Below are 16,578 nucleotides of genomic sequence, written 5' to 3'. Positions count from 1 at the left end.
CTACGGAATTACTACCAGTAGTTCGTCACCGCCATCCATCCCGGCGGAATGCGGTCGATGGATGAATTCAAGATCGTCGGATCCACGGCGCACCATCGTCCGCCGAGGTAGACCTCGGCGAGGATGTGCGGAAAATCCTCTGCGGGACGCACGGGCTTCTCGCGTGCGATGACCCCGCAGGCCCGGCAGAGCGTGACGAAGACGCGGGCCTTCGCGTCGCAATCGCCATACCCGCGCATCAGCGTCACGGCCGAATCCTCGAGCACCTCCCGGCGCGGATCGCGCACGTAGTCGATCGCGTACTGGCAGAACTTGAGGATCGCGGCCGGCCGCTGCTCGAGCGGAAGCTTCTGAAAAACCGCGGCCCAGCGCTGTACCTCGCGCAGCCGAAGATCGCTCACGCTTCCGGCGGCCATGTAGCGTGCCTTGGCGAGATTGGACGGAAAGTCGATGATAGCGACCTTGACCATCACCCACCTCCCCCGACTTGCTGCGCGAGCAGCATGTAGAAGCCCTGCTTCGCTTCCTCAGGCAAGAGCGAGGAAACGAGGCTGCGAAACCCTTCGTCGCCGAGCGCACTCGCGAGCGGAGACGGTGCCGCCCCAGCGTGTGGAGGTTTCTGCAAGGCGTCGAGGATCTTGCCCAGGGCTCCCTCGTGATCAATCGCCGGGACATCTTCAACGATGACAAGCTCCTCGTCCGGCGCGAAGCCGTTCTCCGGCTCGGGCGACGTCCACGCGACGGGCGTGGCGTAAGTGGTCGCCACGGGCCGAGGCGGCGGCGGGGGCGTGTATGCATGCGCGGCCCGAACCGGCGTCGAGGTGACCGCAGGGCGTTGAACGGCAACGGCGACGGGTGGAGCCTCGATGGGCTGGGCGCCCGGAAGCGCCGCGGCGGAGCTCGCGGGAGGAGGCGCAGGCGCCACAGGTGCAGGCGCCACGGGCGCCACGGGCACGGGGGCTGGCGCTACGGGCGCGGGCGGTGCCACGTCGGCCACGGGGCCCGGCGTGGGCGCCACGGGGGCGCGCGGCGGCGCGGAGACGGGCGGCGCGGGCGGCGGCGCATGCGGGTGCACCGGCTCGGCATACGGCCCCTGCGGGGGCATGCCGGGGTAATAGCCAGGCGGGCCATACCAGGGCCACGGCGGGCCTCCCATCGCGTAGGGCGGCCACCCCGGAGGCGGCCATCCCGGGGGCGCCCATCCTGCCGGGGGCCATCCCGGCATGGACTGCGGCGGCGCAGGCGCTTCCGGTGCGGGCGCAGGGGCATTCGACGATGCCCCCGACTTCGCGCTCATGAGCAGTTTCACCATGCCCGCAAGCTCGGAGAGGTCGTCCCCGCCGCTGCGGGCGGGGGCGGGCGCATGCCCGACGGAGCGGAGCAGCTCCTTCGCGAGATGCACGCCCTGGAGGAGGTCTCTCGTGCTCGAGCCCTTCCCCTGGAGCAGCAGCGGCAGCAATTCGCGAAGCATCTCCATGGGGTTCGGCTGATTCGTCGTCTGCCGCTCGACCGCGCGCAGGATCTCTTTCTGGGCGTTCGCGTTGCTCTCGAACATGAGCCGCACGAGCTCCAGCATCATGTCGGGACTTTGGTTCGGCGCAGGCCCGGGTGCCGCTACGTAATATGGCGCGGGCGCGCCCGGAACCGGGGGCGGCAGCGTCGCGACGGGTTGACTCGTGTCCTGCTTCGGCACTTGTTTCCCCTCGTCGTTGAACGGTTTCGATGGGCCGGGCAAGTTCACCCTCTCGGACCGAGCCTGGTAACGATGCGTCTTATCGCACTGCGCGACGGCCTGATACTGGCCGCCGCCGAACATGTCGTAGACCAGCTGCCAGGAGCGAAGCTCCGATCCCTTGAAGGTCCGGGGGCACGTTTCCCTCGACCCGTCCGGGAGGAACCGGATGATCTGAATGACGTCGAACTTCCGGGGATCGCGGCCGGTCTCCGTTTCCGGGCGAGGAAATAGCGGATGACCGCCGAAATCGGGTTCGACGGCAGGGGCGCTAAGTTCGGGTTCGGTCATGGCTCAGGCCTCCCCGTGGACTCCCAAGAGCTGCCTAAAACGCGGCTCGGGGAAGTAGATGCGATCCGTCATTGCATGACACAGGCCCCACCCAGTCATGGCGATCAGCCGATAGGAGCACTCACCGCCATACAGATCGAGGATCTGCTGCCAGCTCGTGAGCTCCGAGCCCGCCCAGATCTTGGGGCACACCTCTTTCGTACCGTCCGGAAGGAAGCGGTGAACGAGGATTTTCTCGAAGTAATTCCGGGCGTAACGACCGTTTTCCGTGCCAGCGCGCGGAAATGGCGGATGTCCCCCCGGGTCCGGCTCGACTGATGTCCGGTCGAGCGCACCGGATTCCGCGTTGTTCATGGCGCGGTGCCATCATGAAGGAGAATGCGATCCGAGGTCAATTGGTATTTGCTAAGCACGTTCATTTTGTTGCAATCGCTCCGCGGACAAACATGCGTTTTGCTGCGCCCGGTTCGCGCAGGTCGTCGTGCCGCGAAGAGGCGCGATCGGCTTGTTTCGTAGGACCGACAGAGCGATGGGCACGGTGAGACAGGAGTCGGAGTTTGCCAGTCCCAGGAGGGGTGCTGACGGAGCCATTCTCAAGGCTCCGAGCGATGATTTAGCGGGTTTGGAGATCGACTGGCGCGCTTCCGCCGTCACGAGCTACGCCTTCCGTAGCGTCAGGACCTACCCATACGGCCCGGACGATCCTCCTTTTGTCGGTGATTGTCGTCTCCAGGGTTCGGCGTTGCGGACCGCCGCGCGGTATTCTACTAAAGTAGTATGTGCGTAGGAGATACTCGATTTGGCATGATTCGAGCCACTCTGCGAGGTTCGCAATGATAAACTCCTGGGGTTAGGACTCGCGAGCGCGCATCGTCACAAGCGGGGGCATCGCTCCGGATGCATGGAACTGGCTTTCAACGGTTCGTCGAGCGCGTACACTGGGTTTGCCATTTGATACCCTGGCTCGATGTGTCTGTGCACGGTGCCCAGGTGCACCCCTGATCGTTCGGATTGGACGGACCCGATCCGTGCAGAACGAACCTCATCGTGAAGGCGTCGAGGAGCGGCGCCGATGGCGGCATTTTGCGGTGGAAGCCTGGAAGAGCCACGAGGTGAGCCTGGCGAGGGTCCCAGGATCGGCCCCTGGCGGGGTCGACGAGCCGCTCACAGGGCGGGCGTCGAGCTCGTCGGCGAGCCCGGTCGGGACCTCCGAGCCGCGCGAGCCCGGATCATTCGTGCACCACCCCACCCGGCTGAGCGAAATATGGATCGTTTCTCAGGCTCGCCCGCCGGTCGACCCCTGGAAATAAAGGGGCGCCCGGCGCCACTCGTGCAGAAGCGCGGCGTTTTTGACGATCGCGGGCGGTAACCTACGGGTCTCGCGGAGGGCTTATTGTGAAGAATCATCCACGAAACGTGATGGAGCGACGAACGATTCGGCGCAAATGCGCGCGAACGGGGTCGGGACGCTCGAGCGACAGGGTGAAATGTGGTTCGATTTCCAGGCAGAGCCGGGTCTCGCCCCCTAGGAATGAAGGGGCCAATCTCGCATCAGGCAAATATCGCGGGCGTTTGCTGGATCCGATGGCTCGTGGCCCGCGCCGTGCATCCGGCGCCGCAACGTGAAGTCGATCACGCGATTTGACGCTAAAACCGATGGTGATCGGTTCGTCCTGGAGTGGACGCGTGAAGCGTGTAGCGACGGGGCGAAATATGGATCGTTTCTCAGGCCCTTCCTGGATCGATACCCTTTGAAACAAGGGGTGGTGTGCCGGATCCTGCATCCAACGCGACAATTCCAACAAATATTCGATATCGTTCGCGAAATACCTTGAAGCATCGTTCGCGCATACCGTAGATTCCGCCCCACGGACGCCCGGTTCGGGGTCGCTCGCCGAGAGCTCGAGCCCCCTCGCCGGTCGTCCATTCGTGACGCCGCGGAGCCCTCGCGCGCGTCGGGGAGGTGGCCATGGGCGGCAGGGGAAGGAGGTACCGGCATGTCGGGAAAGCGGGGAGAAGTCCATCCAGGGGTCGGGGCGTGGGTTCCCCTCGACCGTGCCGCGGCGCATCTCGGCATGAATGCCGGCGCGCTGCGCAAGACGCTGGAGCGACGCGCCGTGCGTGCGTCCGACGGCGGCATGGAGGCCAGTGTCGACGGCGTGCGGGCGCGCAAGTTCGGCCGGATCTGGCGGGTGCGGTTCTCCGAGGCGTGGGGGGTCCCGTGAGGACGGCGCCGGTGCTACAGTCCCAGCCTCGCAAAAGTGGCTGGGATGGTCGGAAAGGAATCTGACCATGGCAGTCCGCAAAGTAGAACGATACGGGGAAACCCGTCTGTTGATTGACATCCAGTACAAGAAACGGGACGGCAGCCGGGGACGCTTCCGCAAAGATGCCGAGGTCCAGACCTGGACCGCGGCCCGCGCGGAGGAGAAGCGGTATCTGCTCAACATTGCGCAGTACGGCGAGCCGCACGAGCCAGCGGCATCGACCAGCGGTATCGCTGCCGGTGCCCCTTCCGGATCGGATGGCGGGGCGAAGGCCACCAAGAGCTTCGCGGAGCTCGTCGCCGAGTACCGCGAGACCTTCATGGTGGCCGAGCTGAAGGTCACGAGTCGAAGGGGCTACGAGTCGGTCCTCCGGAGCACCTTGCTCCCGAGGTTCGGCGAGCTCCCCCTGGACAAGGTCGATGGGAAGGCCGCTGCGGATCTCGACCTCGACCTGTCCCGGCGGAAGCTGACCCGCTCGACGCGCAACAACACGCAGATCGTCCTCCGATCGGTCCTCCGGTTCGCAAAGAGCCGCGGGTACATGGAGGATCGACCGGCGAACCTGCCGAAGCTCAAGCCCATCGGGCAGAGCATCCTCGAGATCCCCTCGGACGATCAGGTCCAGAAGATCCTCGACGACGCCCGCGAGACCCACCGCCCGACCTTCGCCCTGATGTCGGACGCTGGGCTTCGCCCCAACGAGGTCCGCGCGCTCCGCTGCAAGGACGCGCACCTGCGGTGGGAGAACGGCGTGGCGGTGGGCGGCTTCCTCAGCGTGCGCGAGGGTCGGTCACACGGCGAGATCCACACGCCCAAGACCGGCCAGCGAGAGATCCCGGTCTCCAGGGAACTCGCTCGGCTCCTCGCCCCCATCGTGAGGAAGGGACCGCGGGAGGCGCACGTCGCCCTGAACGACCACGGCAAGCCGTGGGGTCAGTTCGGGATCGACCAAGCGTTCGAGCGCGTCTGCCGGCGGGCGGGCCTGAGCGGGTGGTCGGTGTACTGTCTCCGACACTACGCGATCACCAGCTGGCTCCGCGCAGGCATCCCTGTCCACGTTGTCCAGCGGATGGCAGGTCACAAGCACCTGGCGACCACGCAGAAGTACGTCCACTTCCTGAAGCAGGACCTGGAAGAGGCAGCCCGTCGGCTGCCCGTGCGTCGGCCTCGGCAGGGGTCCCGAACGGACGGCCAGGACGAGGGCCAGCTCTGAGCGGCCATCGTCAGTTGAGGCCACAGTGAGGCCACAACATTTCTGGCAACGAGACGGGCGATCAACCTCGCGGTCAGTAACCCCGCGGAATCACCCAAGAAACGCCTGGAGCCGCCTTCGAGATTTGAACTCGAGACCTACGGTTTACGAAACCGTTGCTCTACCACTGAGCTAAGGCGGCACTTCCCGTCGAACGGGCGCGCAGAAAAACCATGTTCCGCATCGGTTGTCAACGTCTTTTTTTCGACCCCCCTCCAATCCCCCACGAATCGCCCCCGCTGACCGCCTCCCCTCCCCGCTTCCACCTCCCTCCTCTCCTTTAGAGTTCCACCCCCAGGCTCACCCCTTCCCGACCCCCACCATGCTCAGCCCCATGCACACCACCAGGGCACCGAGCTCCAGCCGCTCCGCTCGCCGCTCATCGAGCACCCGATCCCGCAGCCACAACCCGACCACGTTGCCGCCCATCACCGCCACCGTCAGCACTGTCGCCCGCACCACCGTCTCTTGCGTCATCATCCCGCCGAGCCCGTACGCCGCCACCCGCCCCGCGTGCAGCGCCACCGCGGCAGCGGCGATCGTGCCCACGAATCGCTTGCCCGTGAGACCCGCCGCCATGAAGAGCGGGCCGACCAGCAGGCCCGCACCGCCCGCCGTCGCGCTGATCGCCCCGATCCCAAGGCCCGCCGGCATCATCGCCGCCGCCCGCGGCTTCCATGTGTAAAGCCCGAACGCTCGGCCGAGCGCCGCCGCCGTCATCGCGAGCATCAGCCACCGCAGCACGTCCTCCGGCATCCACGCCGCCATCAGGCCGCCCACGAAGCTCCCGGGCACCGCGCCCCAGGCGAACGCCTTCGCCGTGGGACGGTCGAACGCGTCCCGCAAGAGCCACAGCCGATGCAGGTTGCCGAAGAGCATCGCCGGCGCCGTCGAGGCCAGCGCCGCCGCCGGGCCCCACACGAGCGACAGGCCGAGCAGCAGCAGGATGCCCCCGCCGAGACCCGCCATCGTCGTCAGCACACCCGCCAGAACCCCGAAAACCAGGAGAAGCGCCAGCATCGCTCCACCTCCTCGATACCAGACGTAGGGGCCCGGTCGCCATCAAGCCAATCGATTGTTCGGAAGGTCGTGATAACTTCAACTGATGCTTGATGCCCTGCGGCACTTCGCCCTCATCGCCGAACACGGGACGTTCACGAGGGCCGCGCGGCATGCCCACCTGTCGCAACCCGCGCTCACGGCGTCCATCCAGCGGCTCGAAGAGGCGTTCGGCGCGCGGCTCTTCCATAGAGATCGCGCAGGGACGAGCCTGACGGCCGCCGGGCGCGTGCTCTTGCCGCGCGCGCTGCACATCCTCGCCGCCGTGGGCGATGCCATGCGGGCCGTGGCCGAGGTCGAGGGCCTCGAAGCCGGTGAGGTGCGGCTCGGCGCCGGCGCGACGGCGTGTACGTATCTCTTGCCCCCGACGCTCTCGGCGTTCCGCGCGACACATCCGGGGGTGCGGTTTCGCCTGCGGGAAGCGACGACCGCCGAGGTGCTCGACGCCCTCGAGCGCGGGGAGATCGATCTCGGCGTGGTCACGCATCCGGACGGAGAGCCCTGGATCGACGATCACCTCATCCTCGTCGCCGCGCCGGGCCTGCCGGCGGACGGCGCTCCTTTCGTGACGTTCGGGCGGGGATCGACCACACGCGCGCTGCTCGACCAGCATTTTCCGGACGCCGACGTCGTCATGGAGCTCGGCAGCATCGCGGCCGTGAAGGGCAACGTGCGCGCGGGGATCGGCGTGGCCCTCGTGAGCCGCTTCGCCGTCGAGCACGACCTCGCCCTCGGCCGGCTCGTCGAGGTGCCGCACCCGGCCACGCCCATCGTTCGGCCCATGCACATCGTGCATCGCGGCGAGGATCGCCTGCCGCCCGCCGCCGCGGCGCTCCGGCACCTCCTGCTCGCGCACCGAAGCGCGCGGGCGAAGCGCTGAAGGTTATTCGAGGGCGCCCGCGCGCCGGAGGCCGTGACGCTGGAGCAAGCGGTGCAGGTACATGCGGTCGAGCTGCGCTTTGCGGGCCGCGCGGCTCACGTTGCCGTCGGCCCAGGCGAGCAACGCGCCGAGGTAGGCGCGCTCGAACTGGTCGATCATCGTGTCCTTCGCGGTCTTGAACGGCACCTCGATGTCGACGGCGCCGGCGCTCGGTCCGGGTCTCTCCGGCGCGGGGCTCGCGTCTTCCTCCTCGTCGCGGAAGCTCGGGGCCACGGTCTCCAGCACGACGCGGCGCTCCACGTGGTTGCGCAGCTCGCGCACGTTGCCTGGCCAGTCGTACCGCGACATCTCCGAGAGCACCTCCGCCGTGAAGAGGTGGGCCTTGTCCGTCGCCTCCAGCGCCGAGAGAAAGCAGTTCACGAGCAAAGGAATGTCCTCGATGCGCTCGCGCAAGGGCGGGACGCGCACCGTGACCACGCTGAGCCGATAGTAGAGATCCTCGCGGAAGCGGCCGAGGTTCACCTCGCGCTCGAGCTTGCGGTTCGTCGCGGCGACCACGCGGACGTCGACCTTGCGCGACTGGTTCTCGCCCATGCGCCGGATGTCCCGCGAGGCGATCGCGCGGAGCAGCTTCGGCTGCATGTCGAGCGGCAGCTCACCGATCTCGTCGAGGAAGACCGTGCCCCCGTCGGCCGCCTCGAACGCGCCGATGCGGTTGCGCTCGGCCCCCGTGAACGCGCCACGCACGTGCCCGAAGAGCTCGCTCTCGATGAGGTTCGGCGAGATCGCGCCGCAGTCGACGATCACAAGCGGCTTGTTCGCGCGGGGGCTCCGGCGCACGATCTCCGTGGCGATGAGCTCCTTGCCCGTGCCGCTCTCGCCCTCGATGAGCACGTTCGCGTCCGTCTTCGCGACACGCTTCAAGAGCTCGAAGAGCCGGCGCATGCCGAGCGAGGCGCCGAAGATCGAGCCGAAGCTCGGCGCGGCAGGCACGTCGGCCGCGGCCGTGGCGTTGAGCTCGCGCACGCGCACCGTGGACTCGCCGAGCTCGATCCGGCACTCGGGCAGCGGCAGATCCGCGTCGCGGACGCGCACGCCGCCGATACGCGAGCCGTTCAGCGAGCCCGTGTCGATGAGCCGGAAGCCGCCGGCGCCGCGCGCGATCCGGCAGTGGAAGCGCGACACCATCGGGTCGGTGATCACGAGGTCGTTGCTCGCGTGCGACCCGATCCGGAAGAGCTCGCCTTCGAGCACGACGATGCGCTCGGTCGCCTTGCCCGCCTCGCGCTCCACGCAGAGCTCGATCCGCGGGATCATGACGGGGTCCGAGAACTGCGGGGTCGTCTCCGAGTTGCGTCCGAGGACGCCGGGGAGCGACGGATCACTTCCGAACGGGGGCCTGTTCATTGCGCGCGCCTACTCTAGCCCATGCCCGCGCCCTTGGTCGTGGGATGCGTCATGCGGCGGGCTGAAAATGGCGTCAGCTCGTCACGAGCTCGTAGACCTTCGTGGTCGCGCTCCGGCCTGTGAGCGCGCGCTCGCCGAGGGGCGAGAGCTCGAAGGAGGCGTTCGCCACGAGCGCGCAGGTGGTATCTGCGACGAGCACCTGGTTCGGTCGCGCGATCGCCTCGAGGCGCGCGGCGACGTTCACCACGTCACCGATGACCGTGTACTCCATCCGCTTGTCCGAGCCGATGTTGCCGACGAGGACCTCACCCGAGTTGATGCCGATGCCGAGCTCGATCGTGGTGCCGTAGCGCTCGCGGAACGACTCGTTCGCGGTCTCGAGGAAGCGCATCATGTCCTCGGCCGCGGCGAGCGCGCGCGCGGCATGATCCTCCTGGGCGACGGGCGCGCCCCAGACGGCCATGATGCAGTCGCCGAGGAACTTGTCGACGGTGCCGCCGTGGCGGAAGACGACCTCCGTGAGCACCGAGAAGAGCTCGTTCAGCAGCGCGACGACCTCCTCGGCGGGCCTCGTCTCCGCGAGCGGCGTGAACGCGACGACGTCGGCGAAGAGCACGCTCACCGTGGCGCGGCGGCCGCCGAGGGCGAGCTCGTGCCGGCCGCTCACGATCGCCTCGACGAGCTCCTTGCTCAGGAATCGGCCGAGATCCGCGCGCTGACGGGCCTGGCGGGCGATCTCGATCTCGCTGCCTTCGAGGTCGGTCGCCATGCGCGAGAGCTCGGTCGTGAGCGTGCCGATCTCGTCGGTGCGGGGCGAGGTGAGCGAGAGCTCGCGCCAGCGACGCTCGCCGACGAGGCGCGCTTGCCCCGCGAGGTGCACGATCGGCCGCGCGATCCAGCGCGCCGAGAAGGCCGCCGCCGCGAGCGCGAGCAGCGCGGCGCCGAGCGCGACGAGGGCGCCGCGGCGCTGCATGGCCGAGAGCACGGCGAAGGCGTCCTCCTCGCGACGCGCGAGCGCGACGCCCCAGCCGAGGCCCGGGAGGAAGCGGACCACGCCGATCATGTCCGCGCCGCTCTCCGCGCGGTACGGCGCGACGCGCACCACGCCCACGAGCCCGGGGTTCTCCCTGGAAAAACCCGTCCAAAGCGGGTGACTCGTCGTGTCGGCGAAGGCGCCGATCTCGGGCATGCCGTGCGAGGCGACGCTGCGCCGCGCCGCGTCGACCACGACGAGCCCGACCGCGCCGCCGAAGCGACGTCCCGCGATGTCGTCGATCTCGCGCTGGAGATCGGCAAAATCGAGCGCGGCCGTGACGTAACCGCGCGCCGTCGTGGCCGCGCCCTCGACCGCGGGGATCGGCACCACGAGCAGGCCTTTGCCCGATCCGAGCAGCGAGACGCCCATGCCGTGCTCGTCCGCGGCCTTTCGCATCTCGGGCGTCGAGGCGGGCACGTCGGGGCCCGCGGCGACGTCGTCGCCTTTCTGGCGCAGCACCGTGCTCACGCCGCGCTCGGGGACCTCGAAGCGGACGGCGCCGATCTCGCGGCGCGCCCCGAGGGTCGCGCGCACGGCGTCGAGGCCATCCCCGCCCCCCGCGGCGGGCTTCGCGCCCGCGGCCTGGTGCAGCGCGAACGCCACGGCGTCGGCGTCGACCCGCACGCCCTCGACATGACGCATCGTGGCGCGCTCGAGCTCTTCGAGCACGGCGGCCTGGAGCTGCTGCTCGCTCGTCTGCACCGCCTGGCGGTTCACGGAGAGCAGGAGCGCCACGACCGCGCCGACGGGCACGAGCCCGACCGCGGCGAAGAGCAAGAGCGCGCGTGCGCCGATGGAGCCGAGCTTCATGCCGGATCGCGCCCCTCGCGTGCGCCTCTGCGCTGCGTCATGGCTGCGCGGCCCCTTCCTTCCAGCCGGCCTCGCCGAGCGGCGTGCGCCGGAGGATCTGGAACTCCACGCGACGGTTCTTCGCGCGCCCCTCGGGTTTGTCGTTGCTCGCGACCGGCCTGCGCGGCCCGAACCCACGCGCCTCCAGGCGCCGCGCATCGACGCCGTGATCCACGAGCCAGCGCACGACGGCGACGGCGCGCCGCTGCGAGAGCGTGACGTTCGCCCGCTCGGCGCCGACGTTGTCCGTGTGCCCGTCGATCGCGACGCGCGCGATCTCCGGATGCTGCGCGAAGACCGCGGCGACCTGCTCCAGGAGCGCGTAGCTCTCCGGCGCGATCACGTCGCTACCGGTGGCGAAGTTGACCTCCTGCAGGATCACGATCTGCGTGCCCTCGACGCGCACCGACGGGGGGCAGCCGGTGATCTTCGGGTCCGCGTTCGCCTCGCCGCGCTCCTTGGGGCAAGCGTCGGCGGCGTCGGCGATCCCGTCGCCGTCCGCGTCGAGCGGGCAGCCGAAACGCGCGGGATCCGCGCTCGCCACGCCGGGCTCGTCCGGACAGACATCGTCCACGTCCGCGATGGAGTCGCCGTCGCGATCGGCCGGGCAACCGGGGCGCGCGGCCGTGGGCGTCGCGTCGCCGGCGCGGTCCGGACAAACATCTTTCGAATCCGGAACACCGTCGCCGTCGGCGTCCGGCCCCGCGGCGACATCGACGATCGGCTTGGGTTTCCCGTTCGGATTCGCCTTCGGATCCACGGCGGAAGCCGCCGCGCCGCCGCGCTTCGTGGCCTCGGTCCTCGCCTGCGCCTTCCGCGGCACGTCGAACGAGGCGCCGACGTTCGCGACGAGCCGGAACGTCGGCGTCCCGACGCCGGCCGTGAGCCCGGGCCCACCCGCGAGGCCAAACGAGAGCGGACCCACGCTGGCGCGGCCGCCCAGCAAAAGCTCGATGTTCGTCGTGCCGCGCCCGAACGGCGCGGCTTCCACGGTCACCGTCGATCCGTAGAGCTCCGCGTGCGCCGAAAATCGGCCGAAACGCCCGGCGATCGCGCCTCCCGCGATGAGCTCCCCGCCGAGCAGGCCGAGGCCGCCGCGCGTGTCTTGCACGCGCCGCCCGAGCGCGACCGAGTAGGAGAACCGGCCCATGTCGGCGCCCACGACGATCGAGGGCATGTGCCGGACCTCGCCCGTACCCGCGAACGCCGTCTCGTCACCCGTCGGCACCCAGACCGCGTACACGAGGCTCGCCGCGGGGATCGCGCCGCGCTGGGGCAAGAGCACGAGGCGCACGCCGAGCCGGAGGTCGTTCATCGCGGCGCCGTCGGGCGATCCGTACGTGGCGGGCGTGCCGGGCGGCAGCGCCGAGACGAGCCCCGTGATCGAGGGAGAGTCCCCGCCCTGGGCGAGCGTCACCGGCACGTCGAGATCGATCTTCAAGAACCGGCGAATCTCGAGCGCGGCGACGACGTGCCCCGTGACCTGATACGAGACCACCTCGCCGGCGTCCTTTGCCGCGTCGCCCGCCCCGACGCGGAGCGAAAGCGGCGAATCGGCGTACGAGAACACGAGCGCGGCCGTGGCGCGCAGATCGCCGGGCACCTCGGCGCGCGGCACGGCGAAGAAGCCGTCCCCCGCGGGCGCCGGCTCGAAGCGCTCCAGCGCGGTCGCCGCCTGCGCGTGCGCCACGGCGGGCGCGAGCCATACGGCGCCCGCGCACGCAAGGGAGCGGGAAAGCCGGGCGACCATGGGTGGCGACGCTATGGCAGAGGCCGCGGGGGGGCAACCCGAAACGAAGCGGGAGGAAGGCCGTTCACGGCAGGACGCGCGGGCCTCGCCATGCGCCACGAACCGCGTCTATGCTGGCGACCGCGCCGCGGTTCGGCAGGGCGCGACTCCGGAGGAATGGGCATGCGCACAGCAGTGAAAGGAGCCTTGGCCGCCCTGGCCCTCGTGCTCGCTGCCGCGCCGCGCGCCCACGCCGACGCGCCGCCGCCGCCCGGATTCCTCGAGCCCATCGTGCACTGGGGCGTGCAGAAGGGCGAGACGTGCGAGGACATCGCGAAGGTGATGTACGGCGCGGCCGCGCACGTGCCGCTCATCAACCGCTACAACCGCGTCGACTGCGCGAGCCGCAAGCCCTTGCCCGAGGGGATCACGCTGATCCTGCCGAAGGGCGTCACGAGCGTGCCCGACGCGCGCATCAAGTCGGCCCACCCCGACGTGCGCGGCAGGCCCTCCGGCGGCGCGTGGAACGAGGTCGCGACGGGCACGTCGCTCTACCGCAACCACAACGTCCAGACGATGGACGAGGGGCGCGCGCACATCGAGTTCCTCGATCACACGCACGTCTTCCTCGCGCAGAACACGCTCGTCGTGATCTACGGGACCGCCGGCAAGACGCGCGTTTCGAAGACGCCGCCGACGGTCGAGATCGAGGCGGGCGAGGTGCAGGCGGGTTTGTCCGCGCTGCGCGGCGAGCCGGCCGAGGTCGCCGTGCCCGAGGGGGGCGTGGTGCGCGCCGAGTCACGCGACACGGTCGTCGAGCGGAAGAAGACGCGCACGACGGTGGCGGTCTTCGATGGCAAAGCGCAGGTCCAGTCGGGGGGCAAGACCGTCACGGTGCCGAAGGACCACGGCACGCGCTTCGAGGGGAAGGCGCCCCCCGCCCCGCCGCGCCCGCTGCCGCCCGCGCCGCGCTGGGAGGACGGTGGATCGCCGTCCGTCGTGCTCGCGCCCCCGGGCACGGCCGTGATCACCACGAGCTGGAGCCCCGTCGAGAAGGCCAAGGCCTACCGGCTCGAAGTCTCGCGCGACGAGGGGTTCCACGATCTCGTCGTGCGTGAAGAGATCCCCGCCGAGGTGCGCTCGTTCCGCGCCGAGAAGATGCCGCCGGGCCTGTACCGCGTGCGGGTCCGGGCCATCGACGTCGAGGAGTACCTCGGCGTCGCCTCGGAGGCGCGCACCATCGACGTCGTCGCGGCCGAGCTCCGCGGCGAGGGCGCGCGGTTCGAGGGCAAGACCGTCACGGTGAACCCCTACGGCATCCTCGCGCTCACGGCGTCGAGCCCGGTCGAGGTGGCCCTCGACGAGGGCCCGTTCGGCCCGCCGCCGGCGCAGATCGACCTCCTGAAGCAAGCACCGAAGACGCTGCGCTTCCGCACGAAGAGCGGGCTCGAGGAGCGGATCACCCTCGTCCCCACGCCCGTCGTGGTCACGCCCGCGGCGACGTTCGACACCGCGAAGCGCGAGATCCACGTGCGGGTCGCCACGAAGGGGCTCGGGGAGATCGACGTCCCGAAGCGCGTCGCGCCGCGCCTCCGCGTTCGCCTCGGGGAGCGCGTGGAGACGGTCCCGCTCGCCGTGGCCGAGGGCGGCGCGCTCGTCGCTTCCCTCCCGGTCGGCGACGCGCACGGAGAGGCGCGGCTCGACGTGCTCGATTCTCACGGAAAAGTCCTCGGCACGACCACGATCCTGGCCCCGGACAAACCCCCGCCGCCGCCGCCACGGCGCCCGGTCTTCCGCCCGCTCGGGGCGTGGCTGCCGCCGTTCCGGCCTGCCGGCGTCACGGCCGTGCCGTGGACGAGCCCGACGGCGCCCACGACCGTCGGTCGAGGCCTGAGCGCGGGCATCACCGCGAATGGCCCGGTCTTCCAGGCCAATGGCCGGGTGAGCGGATCGTTTGGCCCGCTCGGGCTCGACGCGCTCATCGTGACGACGCCCTTCGAACGTGGAGACGCCGTCGAAATGCCGGGGAGCGTGCCCACGGAGGACATGGCGTGGCTCGGCGCGCGATATCGTGTCTTCCAGGAAGGCGCGTCCGAGCTCGAAATCGCGCCGCTCTTCCGCATTGGCCTGCCCCTCGCCAATCAGGGCGATCTGATGTTCGACGTGGGCGGCGCCGCGGGCGGGGCGAAGGGCCGCATGACCTGGGTCGTCAATGCGGGGGCGCGGTTCCTCCTGGAAGAGCCCTCCGCGCGCATCCCCTGGGTGCAGCCCTATCTGCTCGTGGGCGCGACCTACGACCCATTGCGCTGGCTCCGGGCGTACGTCGTCGCGGATGCGCACGTGCTCGCCACGATCGGACAAACCGGCACGGTCGTGGTTCCTTATGGCCTGACGGCCGGCGTCGAGGCGGGCGGCTCGGTTTTCCTCGCGCTGTCCGGCTGGGTCGGGCGGGCGGAGAGCGTCACCTGGCAGGCGGCGGGCACGGTGACCGGATCGCTGGGCTTCCGCCTGGAGGGAGAGAGCCGATGAGCGACGACGACGACGACGACCGCTCGCCCTCGCGGCCCGGGGGCCCCACGAGCGCGCAGGCGTCCCTGCGCATCAGCGTGCGGCCGCCCGGGGCCGAGGACCTCGACGAGCTCGAAGCGCAGCACCACACGACGCTGCAAACCCTCGGCGCACCGCACGCCGCGCATTCCCCCGCGGCCCCCTCGGTCCCCCGCGAGCGCGGCGGCGGCCATGTCGGGCTCGTCCTCGCGGGCAAATATCGCCTCCTCGCGCGGATCGGCTCGGGCGGCATGGGCGAGGTCTATCGCGCCGAACACGTGACCTTGCGGATGCCGGTCGCGGTGAAGCTGCTCCATTACAACGTCGCGATCGAGCCCGACTACGTGCGGAGGTTTTACCGCGAGGCCCGGGCCGCGACGCTGCTCGACCACCCGAACGTGGTGCGCGTCATCGATTACGGTGAGGACGACGGGTTGCCCTTTCTGGTGATGGAGTACCTCGTCGGCGTCACGCTGCACGCGTGGCTCCGCGACCGGGACGCGGCGCCGCCGTTCACCGACGTGCGGGACATCCTCGTGCAGATCCTCGACGCCTTCGAGGTGGCGCACGCGCGCGGGATCGTGCACCGGGATCTGAAACCGGAGAACGTCTTCCTCACGGACGTGGGCGGCAGGCGCACCGTGAAGATCCTCGATTTCGGGCTCGCGCACGTCGAATTGCCCAAGGAGGACGATAACGGCTCGACGCTCACGAAGCCCGAGGCCGTGGGCGGCACGCCCGAGTACATGAGCCCCGAGCAATGCCATTCGCTCGCGGTCGGGCCCTCGACGGACATCTATGCGATCGGGTGCGTGCTGACGGCGATGCTGCAAGGCAGGCCGCCGTTCCTCGGGAAAAACTCCATCGAGATCATCTCGGCGCATCTGTTCTTGCCGCCGCCGCCGCTCGCGCGCCCGGTCGGCTCGGAGCCCGTGCCGCCGCTGCTCGAAAAGCTGCGCCTCGAAATGCTCGCCAAGCAGCCGGAGCGGAGGCCGGCGAGCGCCGCGATCGTGAGGAAGCGGCTCGAGGACGCGCTCGATCCCAAATCGCTGGCGACGCAGCTCGTCACGCGCAAAGGGAACGAGCCGCTCGGCGGGCGGGCGTCACGCGCGCCGCAATGGGAGGGAGAGCGCGCCCCCGCCGGCGATACGACGGATCCGGGGCACGGGCTCACGGAGGTCGGTTGGATCCGGATGGCAAGCCCGGGGGGCGTCGATCCTTCGTGTGTGACGGGCCTCGCATCCCAAGGCATTTATTTGATCCCGCTCGAAGCCCTGGACGACAAGGCCCGGGCAAACCTCGCCGTGGTGCTCGTCGACGCGGGCGCCGATGTGGACGGCGCGGCTGCGCGGATCGCCGAGCTCGCCCGGACCCTGCCGCGGGCGCGGGTCCTCGTGTGCGCCTCGTCGCTCACGCCCGAGCGCATGACGCGGCTCGTCTCGGCGGGCGCCGCCGATGTGGCGAATGCCCCCGCCGGCCCGGACGGGCTCGGCAAGAAGATTGGTAGGATTCTGCGGAGGGGCCGGTAG

12 protein-coding genes and 1 tRNA gene are annotated in these 16,578 nt (G+C 69.8%); 5 read left to right on the top strand and 8 right to left on the bottom strand.

Annotated features, from left to right (window positions below; genetic code table 11):
* Positions 1–11: 11 nt before the first annotated feature.
* From QHF85_RS17905 to QHF85_RS17895, 3 genes are all read right to left on the bottom strand, one after another.
* Positions 12–470, bottom strand: a complete 459-nt coding sequence (locus QHF85_RS17905; protein ID WP_281328420.1) for a transglutaminase domain-containing protein — start codon at positions 468–470, stop codon at positions 12–14.
* Positions 470–1,579 carry a hypothetical protein gene (locus tag QHF85_RS17900; protein WP_281328419.1) on the bottom strand — a complete coding sequence of 370 codons (1,110 nt, stop codon included), beginning with the start codon at positions 1,577–1,579 and terminating at the stop codon, positions 470–472. The genes QHF85_RS17905 and QHF85_RS17900 overlap by 1 nt, the downstream gene beginning before the upstream one ends.
* 447 nt (positions 1,580–2,026) lie before the next feature.
* On the bottom strand, positions 2,027–2,377 hold the full coding sequence (locus tag QHF85_RS17895; RefSeq protein ID WP_281328418.1) for a hypothetical protein: 351 nt from the start codon (positions 2,375–2,377) through the stop codon (positions 2,027–2,029).
* Between the two features lie 1,643 nt (positions 2,378–4,020).
* Between QHF85_RS17895 and QHF85_RS17890 the strand changes: the two genes are divergently transcribed.
* A complete protein-coding gene (locus QHF85_RS17890; protein ID WP_281328417.1) occupies positions 4,021–4,248 on the top strand; it encodes a hypothetical protein in 228 nt (75 codons plus the stop codon).
* 67 nt (positions 4,249–4,315) lie between these two features.
* The gene (locus tag QHF85_RS17885) at positions 4,316–5,503 is read left to right on the top strand and encodes a site-specific integrase (RefSeq protein ID WP_281328416.1); all 1,188 of its coding nucleotides are present in this window, start codon (positions 4,316–4,318) and stop codon (positions 5,501–5,503) included.
* 106 nt (positions 5,504–5,609) lie between these two features.
* Here the strand turns inward: QHF85_RS17885 and QHF85_RS17880 are convergent.
* Positions 5,610–5,684 (bottom strand) — tRNA-Thr (locus tag QHF85_RS17880).
* Positions 5,685–5,842: 158 nt separating this feature from the next.
* Positions 5,843–6,562: a TSUP family transporter gene (locus tag QHF85_RS17875; protein ID WP_281328415.1), complete on the bottom strand. Its 720-nt coding sequence runs from the start codon at positions 6,560–6,562 to the stop codon at positions 5,843–5,845.
* 85 nt (positions 6,563–6,647) lie between these two features.
* On the opposite strand from QHF85_RS17875, the gene QHF85_RS17870 reads away from it, so the two are divergent.
* The gene (locus tag QHF85_RS17870) at positions 6,648–7,481 is read left to right on the top strand and encodes a LysR substrate-binding domain-containing protein (RefSeq protein ID WP_281328414.1); all 834 of its coding nucleotides are present in this window, start codon (positions 6,648–6,650) and stop codon (positions 7,479–7,481) included.
* 3 nt (positions 7,482–7,484) lie between these two features.
* On the opposite strand, the gene QHF85_RS17865 is transcribed toward QHF85_RS17870, so the two are convergent.
* From QHF85_RS17865 to QHF85_RS17855, 3 genes are all read right to left on the bottom strand, one after another.
* Positions 7,485–8,888, bottom strand: coding sequence for a sigma 54-interacting transcriptional regulator (locus tag QHF85_RS17865; RefSeq protein ID WP_281328413.1), 1,404 nt, complete (start codon positions 8,886–8,888; stop codon positions 7,485–7,487).
* Between the two features lie 73 nt (positions 8,889–8,961).
* Positions 8,962–10,734: an adenylate/guanylate cyclase domain-containing protein gene (locus QHF85_RS17860; RefSeq protein WP_281328412.1), complete on the bottom strand. Its 1,773-nt coding sequence runs from the start codon at positions 10,732–10,734 to the stop codon at positions 8,962–8,964.
* A 37-nt stretch (positions 10,735–10,771) separates the two neighbouring features.
* Positions 10,772–12,523 carry an OmpA family protein gene (locus tag QHF85_RS17855; RefSeq protein WP_281328411.1) on the bottom strand — a complete coding sequence of 584 codons (1,752 nt, stop codon included), beginning with the start codon at positions 12,521–12,523 and terminating at the stop codon, positions 10,772–10,774.
* A gap of 162 nt (positions 12,524–12,685) precedes the next feature.
* On the opposite strand from QHF85_RS17855, the gene QHF85_RS17850 reads away from it, so the two are divergent.
* Both QHF85_RS17850 and QHF85_RS17845 read left to right on the top strand, forming a co-directional pair.
* A complete protein-coding gene (locus QHF85_RS17850; RefSeq protein ID WP_281328410.1) occupies positions 12,686–15,031 on the top strand; it encodes a FecR domain-containing protein in 2,346 nt (781 codons plus the stop codon).
* Positions 15,028–16,578, top strand: coding sequence for a serine/threonine-protein kinase (locus QHF85_RS17845; protein WP_281328409.1), 1,551 nt, complete (start codon positions 15,028–15,030; stop codon positions 16,576–16,578). Before QHF85_RS17850 ends, QHF85_RS17845 begins: the two co-directional genes overlap by 4 nt.

Source organism: Polyangium sp. 6x1, assembly GCF_029946515.1.
GTDB lineage: Bacteria > Myxococcota_A > Polyangia > Polyangiales > Polyangiaceae > Polyangium.
The sequence above is the reverse complement of the archived record's forward strand: the minus strand, read 5'-3'. Positions and strand labels throughout refer to the sequence as shown.